General features: G+C 43.9%; 18 protein-coding genes. 11 read left to right on the forward strand and 7 right to left on the reverse strand.

Going from position 1 to position 17236, the window contains the following annotated elements; genetic code table 11:
* Positions 1–85: 85 nt before the first annotated feature.
* Positions 86–1222 carry a sensor histidine kinase gene (locus ASD40_RS08905; protein WP_057302965.1) on the forward strand — a complete coding sequence of 379 codons (1137 nt, stop codon included), beginning with the start codon at positions 86–88 and terminating at the stop codon, positions 1220–1222.
* A gap of 18 nt (positions 1223–1240) precedes the next feature.
* Positions 1241–1903: a response regulator transcription factor gene (locus tag ASD40_RS08910; protein ID WP_057302966.1), complete on the forward strand. Its 663-nt coding sequence runs from the start codon at positions 1241–1243 to the stop codon at positions 1901–1903.
* On the opposite strand, the gene ASD40_RS08915 is transcribed toward ASD40_RS08910, so the two are convergent.
* A complete protein-coding gene (locus ASD40_RS08915) occupies positions 1904–2749 on the reverse strand; it encodes a stalk domain-containing protein (RefSeq protein ID WP_057303224.1) in 846 nt (281 codons plus the stop codon).
* A gap of 193 nt (positions 2750–2942) precedes the next feature.
* On the opposite strand from ASD40_RS08915, the gene ASD40_RS08920 reads away from it, so the two are divergent.
* The 5 genes from ASD40_RS08920 (at position 2943) to ASD40_RS08940 (ending at position 7332) form a co-directional block, all read left to right on the forward strand.
* A complete protein-coding gene (locus tag ASD40_RS08920) occupies positions 2943–3575 on the forward strand; it encodes a YktB family protein (RefSeq protein ID WP_057302967.1) in 633 nt (210 codons plus the stop codon).
* Between the two features lie 120 nt (positions 3576–3695).
* On the forward strand, positions 3696–4388 hold the full coding sequence (locus ASD40_RS08925) for a hypothetical protein (protein ID WP_057302968.1): 693 nt from the start codon (positions 3696–3698) through the stop codon (positions 4386–4388).
* A gap of 455 nt (positions 4389–4843) precedes the next feature.
* Complete coding sequence (locus ASD40_RS08930; RefSeq protein WP_057302969.1) at positions 4844–5572, forward strand: ABC transporter ATP-binding protein; 729 nt, start codon at positions 4844–4846, stop codon at positions 5570–5572.
* Entirely contained in the window at positions 5569–6615 is a 1047-nt protein-coding gene (locus tag ASD40_RS08935; protein WP_057302970.1) for an ABC transporter permease, read from the forward strand. The genes ASD40_RS08930 and ASD40_RS08935 overlap by 4 nt, the downstream gene beginning before the upstream one ends.
* Positions 6616–6729: 114 nt before the next feature.
* Entirely contained in the window at positions 6730–7332 is a 603-nt protein-coding gene (locus ASD40_RS08940; RefSeq protein ID WP_063860137.1) for a TetR/AcrR family transcriptional regulator, read from the forward strand.
* Between the two features lie 76 nt (positions 7333–7408).
* Here ASD40_RS08940 and ASD40_RS08945 read toward each other — a convergent pair whose 3' ends face one another.
* The gene (locus ASD40_RS08945) at positions 7409–8581 is read right to left on the reverse strand and encodes an MFS transporter (RefSeq protein WP_057302972.1); all 1173 of its coding nucleotides are present in this window, start codon (positions 8579–8581) and stop codon (positions 7409–7411) included.
* Positions 8582–8615: 34 nt separating this feature from the next.
* Positions 8616–9878, reverse strand: coding sequence for an MFS transporter (locus tag ASD40_RS08950; protein ID WP_057302973.1), 1263 nt, complete (start codon positions 9876–9878; stop codon positions 8616–8618).
* 171 nt (positions 9879–10049) lie between these two features.
* Between ASD40_RS08950 and ASD40_RS08955 the strand changes: the two genes are divergently transcribed.
* Together ASD40_RS08955 and ASD40_RS08960 are read left to right on the forward strand one after the other, a co-directional pair.
* Positions 10050–11519, forward strand: a complete 1470-nt coding sequence (locus tag ASD40_RS08955; protein WP_057302974.1) for an aminotransferase class I/II-fold pyridoxal phosphate-dependent enzyme — start codon at positions 10050–10052, stop codon at positions 11517–11519.
* An 87-nt stretch (positions 11520–11606) separates the two neighbouring features.
* The gene (locus ASD40_RS08960; protein ID WP_057302975.1) at positions 11607–12026 is read left to right on the forward strand and encodes a DUF1885 family protein; all 420 of its coding nucleotides are present in this window, start codon (positions 11607–11609) and stop codon (positions 12024–12026) included.
* 60 nt (positions 12027–12086) lie between these two features.
* On the opposite strand, the gene ASD40_RS08965 is transcribed toward ASD40_RS08960, so the two are convergent.
* The 3 genes from ASD40_RS08965 to ASD40_RS08975 form a co-directional block, all read right to left on the reverse strand.
* Positions 12087–12398 carry a DUF1292 domain-containing protein gene (locus ASD40_RS08965; RefSeq protein WP_047672482.1) on the reverse strand — a complete coding sequence of 104 codons (312 nt, stop codon included), beginning with the start codon at positions 12396–12398 and terminating at the stop codon, positions 12087–12089.
* 91 nt (positions 12399–12489) lie between these two features.
* Positions 12490–13107 (reverse strand): stalk domain-containing protein, encoded by a 618-nt coding sequence (locus tag ASD40_RS08970; RefSeq protein ID WP_057302976.1) that lies wholly within the window; start codon positions 13105–13107, stop codon positions 12490–12492.
* A 58-nt stretch (positions 13108–13165) separates the two neighbouring features.
* Positions 13166–14080: an alpha/beta hydrolase gene (locus ASD40_RS08975; RefSeq protein WP_057302977.1), complete on the reverse strand. Its 915-nt coding sequence runs from the start codon at positions 14078–14080 to the stop codon at positions 13166–13168.
* A 97-nt stretch (positions 14081–14177) separates the two neighbouring features.
* On the opposite strand from ASD40_RS08975, the gene ASD40_RS08980 reads away from it, so the two are divergent.
* Positions 14178–14930, forward strand: a complete 753-nt coding sequence (locus ASD40_RS08980; protein ID WP_057302978.1) for an MBL fold metallo-hydrolase — start codon at positions 14178–14180, stop codon at positions 14928–14930.
* Positions 14931–15124: 194 nt separating this feature from the next.
* Positions 15125–16744, forward strand: a complete 1620-nt coding sequence (locus ASD40_RS08985) for an ATP-binding protein (protein ID WP_057302979.1) — start codon at positions 15125–15127, stop codon at positions 16742–16744.
* On the opposite strand, the gene ASD40_RS08990 is transcribed toward ASD40_RS08985, so the two are convergent.
* On the reverse strand, positions 16741–17178 hold the full coding sequence (locus ASD40_RS08990) for a GNAT family N-acetyltransferase (RefSeq protein ID WP_057302980.1): 438 nt from the start codon (positions 17176–17178) through the stop codon (positions 16741–16743). The two genes, ASD40_RS08985 and ASD40_RS08990, sit on opposite strands and share 4 nt — an antisense overlap.
* Positions 17179–17236: the final 58 nt, after the last annotated feature.

The following is a 17236-nucleotide window of genomic DNA, read 5'->3' on the forward strand; positions in this document are numbered from 1 at the left end:
CATTATCTGTCTATTAGACGTGTTAACCCACTTGGTTTATATGGTATACTTTGCTAATACTTGCCCTGCAAAGGAAGGAACTCGATTGACACAATTACGCTTGTTATCCCGTTATCTACTTATTCTCATTCCAGCGATTGCCTCGATGTATCTCGAAAGCTATTCATCCAATGCTATGTATGTTTTCCTCATTCTCTTATTCATTTGGATCACTGAACTGCACAGAACGATATTCTCGAAATCAGCTTGGATGCTTTTACTTGAAATCGGATTCAGTGGATGGATCAGCTACCACTATGACGGTATTTTGTTCATCACCTTTTACTCCACGCTCTTGTCTTATATAACCACTGTAAATAGTCATATACGTTACTATTTTGTGTGTATTCAGTTGATTCTGTTGAACATATCCTTACATAGTCAGCCGATCAGCTACTATCTTATTGCCAATTTGATCTTCCTGTCTCTCACGCTGCTCCTGCTGCAGATGCTCCAGACGGAACAAAACAAAGAGGAGGTTGAGCTGCTCTATGATAGGCTTCGGAGGCAGCATTACGAACTGGACGAAGCTCGCATTCAGTTAATGGATTACGCCCGAAAAGTCGAAAACATCGCACAAACGGACGAACGCAATCGAATTTCCCGAGATATTCATGATGAATTGGGACATAAGCTGATCCGGCTTAAAATGATGATGGAAGCATCCTTGCAGATCCTTCCAACTCAACAGAAGAAAGGCGTAGACATGTTAATGTCGGTCCGTGACCAGTTAACAGAAAGCATGGAACTGCTGCGCTCAACCGTACGTAGACTGAAACCAGATGAAGAAACGCTGCAAACCTACTCGTTAGGGAAGCTCATTGAAGGACTAACAGCAGATAAAGGAATATCTATTGAGGTTGAGATGCAGGGTATGCCCTACGTGCTGTATCCGAGTCTAGAGTTCATTCTATACCGTAATGCACAAGAAGCCATCACGAATGCCATTCGTCACGGGTCCGCAACCCAGGTTCTAATTCAGTTAACGTATGAATCCAAACAGATTACAATGTCTATTTCGAATAACGGTAAACTGCCCATTGAGCGCAGTGTGAACGGACTCGGAATGTCAGGCATGGAAGAACGAAGCAAGCTCATTGGCGGTCAGCTTCATGTGTCGATCGAAGATCGATTTACAGTGACGACTGTCCTGCCCACTTTTCGCCAAATAGAATCTAACTAAGAAAGGGTTGAACCCAGCATGATTCATGTGCTCATTACAGACGATGATCCATTCATCCGCGAAAGCTTACAATTAATCATTGGACTTGACGAAAATATTAAGGTCGTTGGCACGTGTACACATGGAGATGAAGCTCTTGCTTTTATCAGGAACGGCGTCCAGGTTGACGTTGTCTTGATGGATATTCGGATGCCAATCTGTGACGGTGTACAAGGCACTTTGAAGATTAAGCAAGCTTATCCGGATATTGCAGTGCTTATTCTGACCACATTCGACGATGATGAATTTATCGTTCAAGCCTTGCGAAACGGAGCCAGCGGTTATCTGCTCAAAAATATATCGCCGGATCGAATTATTCAAGGAATCAAGACAGTAGAACAAGGCAATCTACTTATTCATGCGGATATTGCCAAGAAATTAACGACTTTTATCAGCGCTAGTTCTCCTTCAGACGTACCTGCATCCAAACCACTTAGTGGATATGGATTAACAGCAAGTGAACAAGCAGTCGTAGCGAAAATCGCCGAAGGCCTATCCAATAAAGAAATCGCCCAGGAGCTATTCCTGAGCGAAGGTACCGTTAAGAATTATATTACGGAAATTCTCAGCAAGCTGAACCTCCGAGATCGTACGCAAATTGCTATTTTTTATTTAAAAAAGCATTCCGTCACCGGCAGTTAATTATTTCACTCTAGTCACCTGGATGTCCTCTTTAGAGGAGCTTCCAACCACATAATCAGGCTTATTATTATTGCCATTTATTTGCGTCAGTTTGAGAGTTGTGCGATAGAAATGCCCATTTTCCGTAAGTAAGTAGCTGTATGTATTCTCTTCAGGCAGCGCATCAATGATAATTGGATTCGTCATGTAAGGTACTTTATTGATCTCATAGTATCGGAAACCTTCCACATACGCTCTAATTGTCTTGAGCTTGACTGGATCCTGCTCCCCTGTAATGACGATGGGTTCATTTATGAGATAGGAAATTTGCGGCGTTTCTTTCCAGCTCTTTTTCAATTCTTCTTCGCTGACATAGATATCCTCTGAATACTTCTCCTTCGCTTTCCGCAATCCGCCCGTAGAGACACCCATTCGGTCCAAATCTTTCAATCGGTAATACGTCTGATCCGTCATATTAACAAGAACCGGGTAAGTCCCTCCTAAATAATCCAAGTACTGTGGATACGGGTACTGCAGCACAATTTCTGTATAATTCGTTTCGTTGCCTTCCGCAGGCTGCTGTGGATTAACACGGGAATTCAGATAGATTGTTTTCGTACTATCCTTCCAATTTACCACCGCTCCTAGGTAATTTCCTAGCTCCTTCACAGGCAAATAACTGGAATTATTATAAATTAAAGGTGGATTCGCCAGCTTCACTTTTTGCCCATTCACGACGACTTTAAAATCATTTCTTAAGTAAGCATCAACGCGTTGCAGCACATCCTGTGCGTATACTCCTGCTGTGAAACAAGTTCCCATTAAAGTGCCAAGTACCGCAATTTTGGACCATTTTGACATCCTCATAAGTATAAATTCTCCTGTCTTTCCTAAATGATAGTTATCACATATTTCGGCACGGTTCCACTTTTTTCCTGCTTTTCTGCCATAAAATCGATCCAATGGCCTACTTCCTTTCTACGAAACTCGTAATCATTGCGGGAATACACAAATTGCTTTAGAATAATTGAAAACGTAATTGAAAAGAGGAATTAAACAGATGAGTTTTACTGGATTTGCACAGCATGATTTCGATACCTTTGCTATAGAAGGTCTTGATGGACGTATGGAAGCTATTCGAGAGCGCATTCAGCCTAAATTTAAAGCATTAGGTGATTCTTTGGCCCAGGATTTGTCCGTTCTTTCCGGTACAGAAATGTTCCTACATATCGCTAAACACTTAAGACGTAAAGTGAATCCCCCCGTTGATACTTGGCTGGCGATTTGTCCAAACAAACGAGGGTATAAACAAGTGCCTCACTTTCAGGTCGGTTTATTTGATGATCGTGTGTTTATTTGGTTGGCACTCATCTATGAGCTCCCGAATAAAAGCAACATCGCAACTACCTATATGAAAGAAATCGACCGTTTACAGAAGGAGATTCCATCCGACTTCGTACTTTCCTTCGACCATATGAAAAAAGACGTTACCCCCCTGTCTGATTTAGACCGCAGCGGCTGGAACGATGCATTAATTCGTTTCCGCGATGTCAAAAAAGCGGAGCTGCTGATCGGCCGCAATCTCAGTTTCAAGGATCCAGTCCTAGAGAAACCAGCTGAACTTGAGCAGCTTATTAAACAAACCTTCGAAAAGCTGATCCCCCTTTACCAGATGGCTGTGAACGCAAAGTAAAAATCAGATGTATGGAAATTTTTATGTGGGACTAAGGTTCCTTTAAAGTAAAATTAACCCCTCCTGCACAGACTAAGCGCTGTAGTCCTACTCCAACAGGAAAGGAGGGATTAAAAAAGTATGAACCCTACGTATATGAAAAAGCTTATGGTGAGCTCAATTGCTCTCACGATCGCTCTTGGCTGCAGTACACTTCCCTCCAGAACGGCTGCCGCTCAATCTCCTTACGAGGATCAGGAGCCAACGATTCGTTTGCAACAGTCCGATGAGAAGGAACAAGGTGGTCATCGCCGAAAATGGCCGATTGTCGATGAGTCTGCTACAGTCATCGGTGTTGACAAAGAAGTGCTCGTCAAAGCGCTGAAAAATGGCAAAAGCATCGTAGAAGCAGCCGCGGACAAAGGCATTAGTGAAGCTGACTTGACGGCCAAGCTGCAGCAGCTTCGAACAGGCAAAATTGAAGCCGCCGTTAAAGATGGCAAGCTGACAGCCGATCAAGGCGAGCACATGAAGATGAAACTCAGTGAGCATTTGAAGTTCATCCTCAACGAGAAAAACTTGCTAGATGGCCATGATGGACATGGAAAGTGGCATAAGTTCGGACTGAAGCCGGATACGGAGAAGCTTGCTAAGACTCTCGGTCTGAGCAAGGACGAACTTCACGCCCAGCTCCGTTCCGGCAAATCGCTGGCTGAGATTGCCCAGTCAAAGGGCATTTCGAAGGACAAGCTTGTAGCGTCCATAAAGGACCAATTAACCCCATCTATTGAACAATGGGTTGACCGAAAGAAAGACGCGAAAGTCAAAGACTGATGCATGCAGGTGATAGCAAAAAGGCATTCCTCTGGGTTTCCTCTGGGATGCCTTTTTGTTGTTTGGGGAAAGGTGGGAAGCACAACAGTTACTTCAGATATCTCGCCTTCCTCCCTTCTTTGTTGAATCAATCGTCAACTATGCTGGGTTATAGCTTTCGGGTGATGAATCCCTATTCGCGGTTGAAAGATGTTGTTCAAAATGCAACAATTGCTGCCTAAATCTCGTCTCTCTCCCTTCGTTGTTGCATTATGTACAAGGGCGGCGCAAGGTGTTTATTTTATTGTTTGTTGATTTGTAGTGCAACGTCAGGGTTTGTGATCCCCTTTTTTAATCCATTTTATAAAAATTTTAAAACATGAGTGATTACTCACTTCACAACGATCATAAGATAGCGTATGATGAGTGCATTAACATAAATGAGTGATTACTCACTCCGAAAGAGGTGCAAGACGATGACTACGGACATATCTATTCAATTGCATGGAGTCAGTAAGCAATTTGACGAAAAAGTTGTTCTGGATGGCATTACTCTAGCTGTACCGAAAGCCCATATTTTCGGATTGCTCGGCCCTTCCGGATCTGGGAAAACAACGCTTGTACGTATGATTGCTGGCATTGATGTCCCCACTTCCGGGACCGTTCATGTGCTCGGGCAGCAGATGCCTCAGTTAGCGATGCTATCGAAAATCGGTTACATGGCGCAATCGGATGCCCTTTATGCTGAATTAACCGCTCAGGAGAATTTAGAGTTTTTCGCATCTTTGTATGGGTTAGCGGGAACAAAGCGCAAGCAGCGCATCCATGACGTCATGGAGCTTGTTGATCTAGGATCACATTTGAAGAAGCAGATTTCCAATTATTCTGGAGGAATGAAGCGCCGCTTATCGCTCGCTATCTCTTTGCTGCATGAGCCAGGCATCCTTATTCTCGATGAGCCTACGGTGGGGATTGACCCCGTCTTACGGAAATCAATTTGGCAAGAGTTGACGAATCTCAGTAGGCAGGGTACAACGATTCTCGTGACCACTCACGTGATGGATGAAGCTGACAAATGTCATCAGCTTGGGATGATCCGGGACGGCAGACTCACGGCAGTAGGAACACCGGATGAATTGAAACAGGCTACTTCCTCCGCAACGATTGAAGAAGCATTCTTATATTATGGAGGTGTCAATCAATGAGAATTCGTGCGATTGTGATTCGTATTTTACGCCAGTTTTTTCACGATAAACGAACTTTAATGATGATGCTTGTAGCTCCAATGTTAATTCTTTTTATGATGTCATTAGTGTTTAACGGCAACACCTATGTCCCTAAAATAGGCGCTGTTAATGTCCCCGCTCCGCTCATTCAAAAACTGCAGGATCAAAATGCTGAAGTAATAGTCTACACGGCAGATGAAGCCAAAGCTGAGCTAGAAGCCGTGCATTTAGATGCCATCATCGCGATAAATGGGGCAGCGCCGCAAGTGACCTTAGAAGGAAGCGACCCCAGTAAAAATAGAGCTGTGCTATTCTTGCTGCAAAAAGCACTGCAAAGCGCAGTTCCGGCGATCTCTAACGCTAACTCCAGCTCCAATTTACAAGCGCCAACCATCACCTATTTGCATGGCTCTGCCGATATGGCGGCCTTTGACAATTTCGGTCCTGTTCTCATAGGCTTTTTCGTCTTTTTCTTCGTCTTTCTGCTCTCCGGTGTTTCCTTCTTGAGGGAACGAACCGGCGGAACCTTAGAACGATTGCTGGCTACACCGCTTCGCCGGTGGGAAATCGTAGTCGGCTATATTCTGGGCTTCGGTATATTTACAACACTTCAAGCAACGCTCATTGCATGGTTCGCCACTAGCGTGCTGGGTCTAATGATGGTCGGCTCTTTCTGGTATGTTTTGCTGATCACGGTCCTGCTCGCGTTGGCTGCCCTATCACTAGGAACGCTGATATCAGCTTTTGCTAACAATGAATTCCAGATGATTCAGTTCATTCCGCTTATTATCGTGCCCCAAGTGTTCTTCTCAGGCTTATTCAGCCTCGATACGATGTCCGTATACCTTCGCTGGATTGGTGTCATCATGCCGCTTAAATACGGAGCAGATGCCCTGCGGAATATTATGATCCGCGGTGCAGGTTGGGATCGCATTGGGTTGGATGTTCTCGTATTAGCAGCATTCACGATCTGCTTCATGATCTTAAACATAGTGGCACTCAGGAAGCACCGTAAGATATAATGTTAGGATGTCCTAATTTGCAACGACAGTTTTGCTAATGAAGAGGTGAACACATTGTCTCAAGTCGAGCCATGGTTAACAGAGCTTCTCCGTCTAAATGACGAAGATGAGAAAATGACCGATAAACAGCTGAAAATTGTTCAAGCGGCAGTAGAAATTTTTTCTGAGAAAGGGTTTGCAGGCTCCTCTACCAGTGAAATTGCCCAAAAAGCTGGCGTAGCGGAAGGTACCATATTCCGTCACTATAAAACAAAAAAAGAATTGCTGCTCTCAATCGTTGCTCCCATCATGACGAAGCTCATTGCACCGTTTGCAGTGAAGGATTTCACCAAGGTGTTGGAAGCTGATTATCCTGATGTCGAACAATTCTTGCGCGCCATCATTGTGAACCGATTAGAATTCGCCCGCAAAAATTTTCCTGTGATCAAAATTTTCATGCACGAAATCCCTTTCCATACCGAGCTCCGTGAACAGTTTAAGGAAACTGTTGCCGTATTAGTACTGGAAAAAGCTTATAGAGCTATTCGTCATTTTCAGGCTCAGGGTCAATTAATTGAACTCCCCGAAGCTGCGAGTATGCGGCTGATAGCCTCTACGATTGTTGGCTTCTTGATTACTCGATTTTTGTTAGTGCCGGATGCGGAATGGGATGAGTCCCAAGAAATCGAGCATACGATTAACTTCATCATGCACGGCTTATCGCCTCGCAAGCCATAGCTAGCCGCTGCACATAAAAAAGCTGCACACCGGTCTTCCCAATTCGGGAAGCTAGTGTACAGCTTTTTTTCATCTGTCAGGCAGTTTGCTGCTGCGCCCGTGTCTGACGATCTACGAGAACGAAGCGCTGCAGCAGTAAGATAGCTGCTAAGCAAAGCACGCCGCCGATAATGAACGGCAGTGAATGCGCTATGGCGAATACAGCACCTCCAAGGAGCGGGCCCGCAATGCGGCCCAGACTGTCCATAGAGGAGCTAAGGCCCGTCGCGACGCCCTGACCTACTTTCGTCCGCTGGGTAATCAGCGACGTCACACACGGGCGTATGAGGGCGTTACCTGCGCCGAAGACCGATAGGTAGATCGCAGCGGTCGCCACGCTGCTCGAGTACAGCAGCAGGAAGAACCCTGCTGCGGATAGCAATAACCCAATGCCGATCACTCGCTGCTCGGCTCCTTGTTTGACCAACCGGCGAACAACGCCGCCTTGGATTAAGGCGCCAACAATACCGCTGGCCAAGAACATCATGCCGATATCGAATGGCGTTGCGCCAATCTTGTCCATTTGGTAATACTGAAGCGTCGCTTCTAGCCCTGCCAAAGTGAAAGATACGAAGAATGATAACACATAAAGATACTTTGATGCCCCAGCGAAAGCTGTCCATCTAGATGGAGCTTTCTCCTTCACAGACGTGCGTTTGTCTACGGACAGTGATTCTTTCAGTATAGCAAATGCAAAAACAAAGGAAGCTAGTGCGAGTCCAGATGCTACAAAGAAAGGAAGGTACGTCCCCCAGCGGCTTAAAATCCCGCCGATTGCTGGACCGAAGATAAAGCCTAACCCAATTGACATCCCCACCATGCCCATGCCTTTTGTCCGATTCTCAGCGGTTGTAATATCAGCTACATAAGCCACGGCGCAAGCCGTTGCTGCTCCTGAGAATAAACCGCCAAGAATACGGGATACATACATGATCCACAGATTACCGTCAGCGAATCCAAATATCAAAAAGCTAACACTAAATCCAAGGAGACCTATTAGTATAATCGGTCTGCGTCCGATGCGATCCGATAGTCCTCCCCAAATAGGAGACATGAGAAAAGAGGCTGCGGAATAGACCGATAATAGCAGCGCGTTATGATATTCAGCGCCTGCACCTTTAACAACTTCCGGCAGTACAGGAATGATGATCCCGAAACCTACGAATATAGTCATCAACAACAGCATGATGATTCCAATCTGTTTATTCATGATGCTTATAATCCTCCAAACGAAACATTTTCCCTTATCGTACCACACCTTTTTTGGGGATGGAAATGAACATTTGAAGAACAAGCAGCAGTACCAGCACTAGGCCGCTCATTAAGAATGGTGCATGATAGCCATACACATCCCAAAGCTTGCCGGAAACGATCGGTCCAACGATCATCCCCAGTCCTTCAATCGTTAGGAAGAAGCCCCAGACTGCGCCACGTTTCTCAGGTGGAATGGCTGAAGCAATGAGCGCATTCCAAGAAGGAATAATGAATGCATAACCTGCCCCAAGCACTGCAACCAATGCATAAAGCAGCATCATTGACTTCGCGAAGGTAAACAGCAAAAGTGCAGAAGCGCTTAGCATACAACCTGCAATAAAAAATGGACGAATGCCTAGACGATCAACCAACTTCCCCATCGGAACTAAGAAAATGACAGTAACAGCTCCACCCGCAATTAGAAACATGCTGTACTGAAAAGAGGTAAGCTTCAATACCTCCTTGGCATAGAGTGTGAGAATGGGTGTCAATATGCCAAGAGCGAACGTTTGCATGAACATCGCAGGGAATAACAGCGGGCTAACAGACATAGAGCGCCGCACTTCACTTAGATATGTTTTTACCCGCTCCCCGAGTGGTATTGTAGAAGCTCGATTAGAAACCAGGGCTTTCTCCGCCCTGCCCTCTCCATCCGTTCTTACCACGCCATTCTTTCTTGGAAGCATTAGTGCAACAAGGACGACCACCGTCATACAGCCGATCAACAATCGAAAACCGGAGCTGTAGTTATTTTCTCCAACGAAAAAGTTAATCGCTACCGGTCCCAGCCCAACGCCCGAGAGCCAAGCCATATAGACAACGCTCATGATCGTGGCTTTACCATCGTCGCCGGCCACTTCCGTCGTTCCAGTGATCACACAGGGCCATAATGGCGCCGTACCAAAGCCAAGCAGCGCACATCCTACGATCATCCAAATATTCTGGGATGAGGTTGCAATTAGAATGACCGAAACGAATGTCAGGAGTACACCGGTAAGCATGGTTGTTCGGTAACCCAACTTGTCAATAATCCAGCCAACGGGTGTACGGAGCACATTATCACCAATATATTGAGCAGCAAGCGTCCAGCCAATAATAAATGTGGAAGCGCCTAATGTCGTTTTCATATAAACCGGTAAAATCGTTAAAAGTAAGGCTCCCTTCACAAATTCGACGACAAACATAATTATTAACAATTCGATCACAAATGGGGAAAACAAGCGATTATTCCGCCATTTTTGCATCCAAACCATAAGATTTCTCCTTATTTTGGCGTATTTTTACAAGTTGCTGTTAGTTTTACCTGAACTAGCACAAACTATTTCCAAAAAATTAGCTTGCATGAAATCTCTATTTTGATATACTCATTTTGTTTGTTGCATTGTTCGACAAGCAATCCACTACAGAAGGGAAGCGATAATCAGGTGGATCATACCCGTACCCCCCTGTTCACTGCACTGCTCACACATGCTGAGAAAAATCCAATTCAATTCCATATTCCAGGCCATAAAAAAGGAGTCGGCATGGACCCGGAGTTTCGTTCCTTTATTGGGGACAACGCGCTGTCTATCGACCTCATCAATATAGCACCGCTGGATGACCTTCATCAACCAATGGGCGTGATCGAAGAAGCTCAGAAGCTTGCTGCAGACGCTTATGGAGCGGATCACACATTCTTCTCCGTCCAAGGGACAAGCGGCGCCATTATGACGATGATTATGACCGTTTGCTCGGAAGGCGATAAAATTATCGTTCCGCGGAATGTACATAAATCTGTCTTGGCCGCGATTATTTTCGTGGGCGCTAAGCCCGTGTTCATCCAACCTGCCCGCGATAAAAACTTAGGTATTGATCACGGAATTCCGACGCGTTCTGTTCGCCGTGCACTCGAAAAGCATCCGGATGCCAAAGCTGTTCTAGTCATCAATCCGACCTACTATGGCGTATGTACCAATCTTAAAGAGATTGTTGACCTTGTTCATAGCTATAACATGCCTGTCCTTGTGGATGAAGCACATGGCGTGCTCATTCATTTCCATGATAAATTGCCCATGTCCGCGATGGAAGCCGGAGCCGATATGGCCGCGACTAGCGTGCATAAGCTAGGTGGTTCCATGACACAAAGCTCAGTCCTCAACGTGAAAGGGAATCGTGTTAATCCAAAGCGAATCCAAACCATTATTTCGATGCTTACAACAACTTCAACTTCGTATATATTGTTAGCCTCACTAGATACTGCACGCAGACATCTGGCGTTAAATGGCTATGCCATGGCCGAGCGCACAATAGAGCTTGCTCAGTACACAAGAAAACAGATCAACGAAATCAGCAACCTCTACTGCTTCGGAGAAGAGATTTTGGGTGAAGAGGCAACTTACACCTATGATCCGACGAAAATATGCGTTCACGTGCGCAAGCTTGGCATCACCGGCTTTGAAGTCGAGAACTGGCTGCGCGATCATTACAATATTGAAGTCGAAATGAGCGACATGTACAACATTCTCTGTCTCATAACGCCGGGGGATACACAAGAGAACGTCGATACTCTATTGGAAGCCTTACGCGAGCTCTCACATATGAATGATGACGTTGTTGAAGTAAAAGAAGTTGTCATCAAAGTTCCTGCGATTCCACAATTAACTTTAACACCTCGGGATGCCTTCTATGGAGAAACCGAAATACTCCCGTTCAAAGATGCTGCAGACCGCATTATTGCCGAATTTATTTATGTGTACCCGCCTGGTATTCCCATTTTGCTTCCAGGTGAAGTGATAACCCAAGAACTTATTGATTACATTGTTGAGCATGTGGAAGTAGGGTTGCCTGTAAAAGGACCTGAGGACCGCAGCGTTCAAAATGTGAAGGTTATCGTGGAGACACAAGCGATTTTCTAGTATCCGTCACGAGCGGTGAATATATTGTAAAACCGTTTACATGATGCTATGATGTTGGTGATGTTTAGCGAATGAGGTGAACAAGGAATGGCTCAAAGCGCTTATATTAAATTCGTAACAGGATCCACAGTTGCCGCACTCACCTTAGATGAACTAAAGGAAAGGCTGCTGCATTACCGTGAACAGCTCAGTCAGACAGCCAAGCAGCTTGGCTGGGAGTATGACGAGGCCGGATTCCCTTATACCATTGAGACGAAGCCGGAAGGCGAAGGCAAATGGTTCTATCTGAAAGGTATCAATCCTCTATACAAATATATTGTGATTGGTGTTGGGAATGAGCAGAACCAAGAGAAAGAGCAGCATTATGTGCAAGTCGTGTTGCCCGACGACGCCACACACGGCGACAAAAGCAAGGGCAATGAATTCTGCAAATACCTTAGTAAGCTGCTGAAAGCTGAACTTCATCTATTCAACGGCAGAATCATGTATTTCAATCCTAGAAAATGAATGTATGCAAACAGAAACCCCCTAACAGATATTCTGCTAGGGGGTTCTTATGTATAGCTCTTATTCTTCGCCTTCTTGAGCTACGATCTCATTATAAATAGTCACTACACGTTCCCACTCTTCTTCATCTTCAATGTTGACAAGGAAGGCATCGTCGTCCTCTTCTTCAACACGGAAAATAACACCGTCAGCTTCAGGATCGTTACGATCGAGCAAAACAGCATAAGCCTGCTCTTGAGATTGGAAGGTGTATACCATCACCATCTCATGCTCTTCACCGTTCTCGTCCGTTACGATAAAAACATCTTCCCCTTGCTCGTGATCGTGGTCACAGTCCGGGCCGTGTACATGATCATGCTTATCATCGCTCACAGGCAGAACCTCATTTCGTCGAATAATTAGTTACTTAATTATCCTAACATTTTCATAATAAGAGGTCAAACCACTTTCGAGTTTGCTTTTCCTACTCGGATTGAATCTGCTTCTCGGATACGACTGAGTAGTCGTTAGAACCATCTTGTTTCATAGCAAATTTAACGACGTACGTACCAGCCTCATTAAAGGAAACGCCATATAAAGGTACTTTCAGCCAAAACGATTCTTTGGATTCTGAGATTGATTTCACAACTGGTGTAATAACACTCTTCCCACTTGGTGAAACAACAGAAACCCGTACAGAATTAATGCTTGTCTTCAAATTATCGACTTGAGCAAAAACGATAAAATCTGCTTCTTTGCCGCGCTCTACAACACCAAAAGGAACGATGGCGGAGTCTTTACGCACCTCAGTCGTAAAGAACATGTGCACATTTGGCTTGTATAAGTAGGCAGTCTTATTCGAGTTATCCCATTTCACCAATGCTTGAAGCGCATCGCTTACTGCGCGTAGCGGCAGAACGGTTTTACCATCAACAATAAGAGGCGGAACATCTGAATCCCCGAATTCCACTGTCTCTTCATTAACGATTAATCGGGCAATATTATTACCTTTAAAATCCCCCCATATCGATGAAGCCACCACTGCAGCCGTACTTAGAACAAAAAACATCAGCATCAACGCTAATATCCGTTGAACTTTCATTCGCGTAACCTCCAGCTCTTGTTAGTAATCTTGTGTCTGCATCTTTATACTCCAATGATTAAGAAGAGTTGCGATGATTATTAAATTTTGATAAAAAATCCAAAACACGCTTTGTATAGGCTTCCGGCTGCATATGATAGGAGCCAACATGCCCCGCTTTTTGTGTAATCCAAAGTTCAAATGCATCCGGATGTCGGCTCCACATTCCTTCACTATTGGACCAAGGAATAGCCTCATCATCTCGACTATGAATAAAAAGAATCGGTCTAGGATAAATGAGATCTACCGCGGCAAGTGCGTCAACGCGATGAGGGTTGATGCCGATTAATCTAGGTAAAATAAGTAGAATTAAAGGTGTAAAAGGAAAACGCGGGAGATTTGACCATACAGGCAAATTATCTTTCAAGTAAGGACTGAGTTGACTAAAAGCGCTATCTGTTATGACCCCTAACACAGCTCTTTCTTCGGCTGCTGCTAAGATGGATGTACTACCGCCCATTGAAAAGCCAATCAAGCTGATTTTACTTGGCTGACGCTCCTGAACCCAGTCGATAGCACCGAGTACATCTTGCTTTTCCAAAAAGCCAACCGTCGTTATTTCCCCCTCCGATTTCCCCGAGTTCCGAAAATCAAACATAAGCACATGATATCCTGCTTCGACAATGGATTTAGCCAAAGCCAACGCCGGAAGTCCTTTTTCCAGACGGGTTCCTGCATAACCATGAGACATAATAACAGTCATTGGAATAGCATCAGTTGGAGCAAAAGGAGACTTCAAAAACCATCCATCTAATCGAACATCTCTAGATCGGCTTGGGAATGTAATATTCTCCATATGCAAACCATACTCGTCAGGCGAGGCATCAACCGGCTTACGCTTCGGATGAGTGAGCTGCCAACCCACATAGACCGATATACCTATTAGAGCAAGACAGACAAGAACGAACAAAATACTACTAAGGATCCAAATCATAAAGTAATCAACACCTTTTAATTAATGGTTGAAATTCCGCAACCTCCCATGCTACATTAGAAAAAGATGGTTTTTGTCGAACAATGGAGGCTGCTGAATGAGTTTGCAAATTCAAATGTTGGGAACCGGCAGTGCGTTTGCCAAAACATTTTACAATACTAGCGCATTAATCCGTTCTAATGAAATGAACATCCTAATCGACTGCGGGGCAACAACGCCTAGATCGCTGCATGACCTCGGTGTAGAGCCTGACCAAATTGATGGTATCATCATTTCGCACATTCATGCTGATCATGTAGGCGGATTAGAAGAAATTGCCTTTCGATTGTTATACCAATATAATCAGAAGAAAACCAAACTTTTCTTAACAGAATCGTTAGCTAGAGTCCTTTGGGAAAACACGCTAAAAGGCGGCATGTATAATCCCACAGACGGTTTCAGCAATCTTGAGGATTATTTCGAAGTCATCCTTATCGAAGAAAATGTCACTGCTAACATCCTTCCCGGGCTAACCATTGAAATTATATCCACACTTCACATACCTCATAAGCTTAACTACTCACTGTTTATCAATGGCCGAACGTTCTATAGTGCTGATACTCAATTTAATGAGGAACTTCTCGTTCAAGAAATTGTCAACAAAAGAAACTGTCACACTATACTACACGATTGTCAACTAAGCGGGAACGGTTTTATTCACGCTACATTGGAAGAACTGCTTACCTTGCCTGATTATGTACAACAGCGAATCTATCTGATGCATTATGGCGATGATATGATGAATTTTGTTGGGAAAACAGGCAGCATGACTTTCATCCATCAACATGAAGTGATTGAAATTCCAGAATAGTACGATCAAAACCTAGGGATGAATTGTCCTTAAGGTTTTTTTTTTGAGAAGCAGCGTGGTACTTTTCAATTTTGTTTACTATTGTTAGAAGGGATTTAGTTCATAGACAGAGAACTTGTCACAATAATGTGAGAAACCTCTACGGAGGCTATTCAAAGATGAGTGACCGTGTTTAGTTACATTCAGGAGATGATATGGTGGTTATCAATTGGATTTTTTATGTCTATGCTCTTGTTTTTTGTCTATACACAACTATTTCGCATACTGCAATAAGCATACCCTTGCTTGTTATAGGATTGGTCCTTTACATCATCAGTTTAAAGGTTCAAATGCAGCATGCGGCTATCCCTTGGCTTCGCTTACTTTTCATTGGATTTTTACATTACATCGGACATTCGAATTTTTGTCTTCTCTTGTACATACTAACACTTTCCTTCGATATTTATAAAGAAGAAAGCCGCAAAAAATCTTGGTTGTTAGCTGCGTCCTATGCATTCATTTATATTTGCAATGTTTATCTCATTATTGGTTTTTCCAGTAAAAACTTGCTGTGGATGTATGCTCTTACTAGCGTCTTTGGTTTTACCGCGGTAGCCTTATTCACACGAGCAGCTTATTCTACAATTAGACAAGCAGATTCTTTAAGAAATGAACGATCTTTATACGCGCAAAAGGATGCGCTAACAGGATTATATAATTACGAAGAGTCACATCGCAGATTGGAACAATACATACAGCAAAAGCAAAGTCTAGTCCTTATTCTTATTGATTGTACGGATCTGAAGGCAATGAATACTACGCGCGGGTTTCAAGCGGGAAATTTCATTTTGAAGCAAATGGCTGACCTCTTGCAAATCTTATTTAAAGATTCCCTCTTTATAGCAAGATACGGCGGTGATGAGTTCGCTGTCGTTATGCCGCTAAATCCAGATCATGATTCAACCACATCTTTTAAGCTAAAGCTTGATTCTGAACTCCCTAAATTGACTGGCATTCAAATTACGTATGGCATTGCTAGCTATCCTTTGGAGGGTTTGACGAAGGATGATCTCATTTTATTAGCCGAGCATAACCTATTTATCAAGAAGCGGGAATCATGGTTAAAGCGCGAAGAGCATATGCTACGATCGGAAAAACTGAGAGTCGTCGGTGAGCTTGCTTCCGGGATGGCTCATGAAATTCGAAATCCGTTGACAACGGTAAAAGGATTTTTGCAAATCTCTAAGGCAAATGGTTACAATATTGAAAATTGGTATGCGATGATCATGGATGAAATTGATCGGATGAGTGATTTAACAGCTGAATTCCTCCAATTCTCAAAACCCCATCGCATTGATTTCCAGGTCGATTCTCTCCATGAGTGTGTACTCAAGGTCATTGCCTTGATGGAATCAGAAGCTACTCGTTTCGGCCACGAAATTCATTATCAAGAATGGATGGATCCTATTCTCGTTTGGATGGACCAAGATAAAATGATACAATTATTACTTAACATTATTAAAAATGCTTGCGAAGCCATGGAAGAGAACGGCATTATCCGCATGCAATTAAGCCGCGATCCGAAGAACGCGACTTTAATTATTGCAGATAACGGCCCAGGCATTCCAAGTGAACAGTTGGAGAAAATCTTCCATCCCTTCTTCACGACAAAAGCTGCCGGTACCGGACTTGGTTTATCTATTTGCTACAAAATCGTTCAAGATCACCAAGGGACCTTGGAAGTTGAGAGCGAACTAGGAAAGGGCACTCGTTTTATCATAACCTTCCCATTAGTTGAAGAAAATTCACAGAATGAAAAAACCGCTTTTCTCTAAAGCGGTTTTTTCATTCTGACATGCAGGATGCCAGCATCATAAAAAGGCTCATCCGAGATGACTTTATAACCAAGTTGGCTATAAAAGCCTTCTGCTTGACATTGTGCATCGAGGATCGCAGATGTACAATGCTCTTCGCGAGCTTGCTGCTCCATGGCAAGAATCATTTGTTTACCCAGGGATCGGCCCCTGTATTCTTTCAATACCGCTACCCGCTGCAGTTTAGCCGTATGAGGCTGATATTCATACCAACGAGCTGCTGCAACTGGCTGATCACCATCTACCATTAGAAAATGATGGCACGCTTCAGGTGATTCATCCTTTTCATCAATTTCCTCGTGCTCAGGTACTTGCTGTTCTTCAACGAACACTTTGAACCTTACTCCAAAACAGGCTTTTAATTGATCTTTCGTTGTGACTCGAATGATTTCCATGTGAACTTCTTCCTTTCTAAGAACATTTCTTGATCTTATCCCATTCAAGAAAAGTTGT

The sequence above is a fragment of the Paenibacillus sp. Root444D2 genome (assembly GCF_001426375.1).
Lineage (GTDB): Bacteria > Bacillota > Bacilli > Paenibacillales > NBRC-103111 > Paenibacillus_E.

Bases quoted from the DNA above. Each gene is read 5' to 3' on its own strand.
- ASD40_RS08930 (WP_057302969.1), top strand. From the start codon at position 4,844: ATGACTACGGACATATCTATTCAATTGCATGGAGTCAGTAAGCAATTT.
- ASD40_RS08975 (WP_057302977.1), bottom strand. From the start codon at position 14,080: ATGATTTGGATCCTTAGTAGTATTTTGTTCGTTCTTGTCTGTCTTGCT.
- ASD40_RS08920 (WP_057302967.1), top strand. From the start codon at position 2,943: ATGAGTTTTACTGGATTTGCACAGCATGATTTCGATACCTTTGCTATA.
- ASD40_RS08980 (WP_057302978.1), top strand. From the start codon at position 14,178: ATGAGTTTGCAAATTCAAATGTTGGGAACCGGCAGTGCGTTTGCCAAA.
- ASD40_RS08950 (WP_057302973.1), bottom strand. From the start codon at position 9,878: ATGGTTTGGATGCAAAAATGGCGGAATAATCGCTTGTTTTCCCCATTT.
- ASD40_RS08940 (WP_063860137.1), top strand. From the start codon at position 6,730: ATGACCGATAAACAGCTGAAAATTGTTCAAGCGGCAGTAGAAATTTTT.
- ASD40_RS08915 (WP_057303224.1), bottom strand. From the start codon at position 2,749: ATGAGGATGTCAAAATGGTCCAAAATTGCGGTACTTGGCACTTTAATG.
- ASD40_RS08990 (WP_057302980.1), bottom strand. From the start codon at position 17,178: ATGGAAATCATTCGAGTCACAACGAAAGATCAATTAAAAGCCTGTTTT.
- ASD40_RS08970 (WP_057302976.1), bottom strand. From the start codon at position 13,107: ATGAAAGTTCAACGGATATTAGCGTTGATGCTGATGTTTTTTGTTCTA.
- ASD40_RS08910 (WP_057302966.1), top strand. From the start codon at position 1,241: ATGATTCATGTGCTCATTACAGACGATGATCCATTCATCCGCGAAAGC.
- ASD40_RS08960 (WP_057302975.1), top strand. From the start codon at position 11,607: ATGGCTCAAAGCGCTTATATTAAATTCGTAACAGGATCCACAGTTGCC.
- ASD40_RS08985 (WP_057302979.1), top strand. From the start codon at position 15,125: ATGGTGGTTATCAATTGGATTTTTTATGTCTATGCTCTTGTTTTTTGT.
- ASD40_RS08945 (WP_057302972.1), bottom strand. From the start codon at position 8,581: ATGAATAAACAGATTGGAATCATCATGCTGTTGTTGATGACTATATTC.
- ASD40_RS08925 (WP_057302968.1), top strand. From the start codon at position 3,696: ATGAACCCTACGTATATGAAAAAGCTTATGGTGAGCTCAATTGCTCTC.
- ASD40_RS08935 (WP_057302970.1), top strand. From the start codon at position 5,569: ATGAGAATTCGTGCGATTGTGATTCGTATTTTACGCCAGTTTTTTCAC.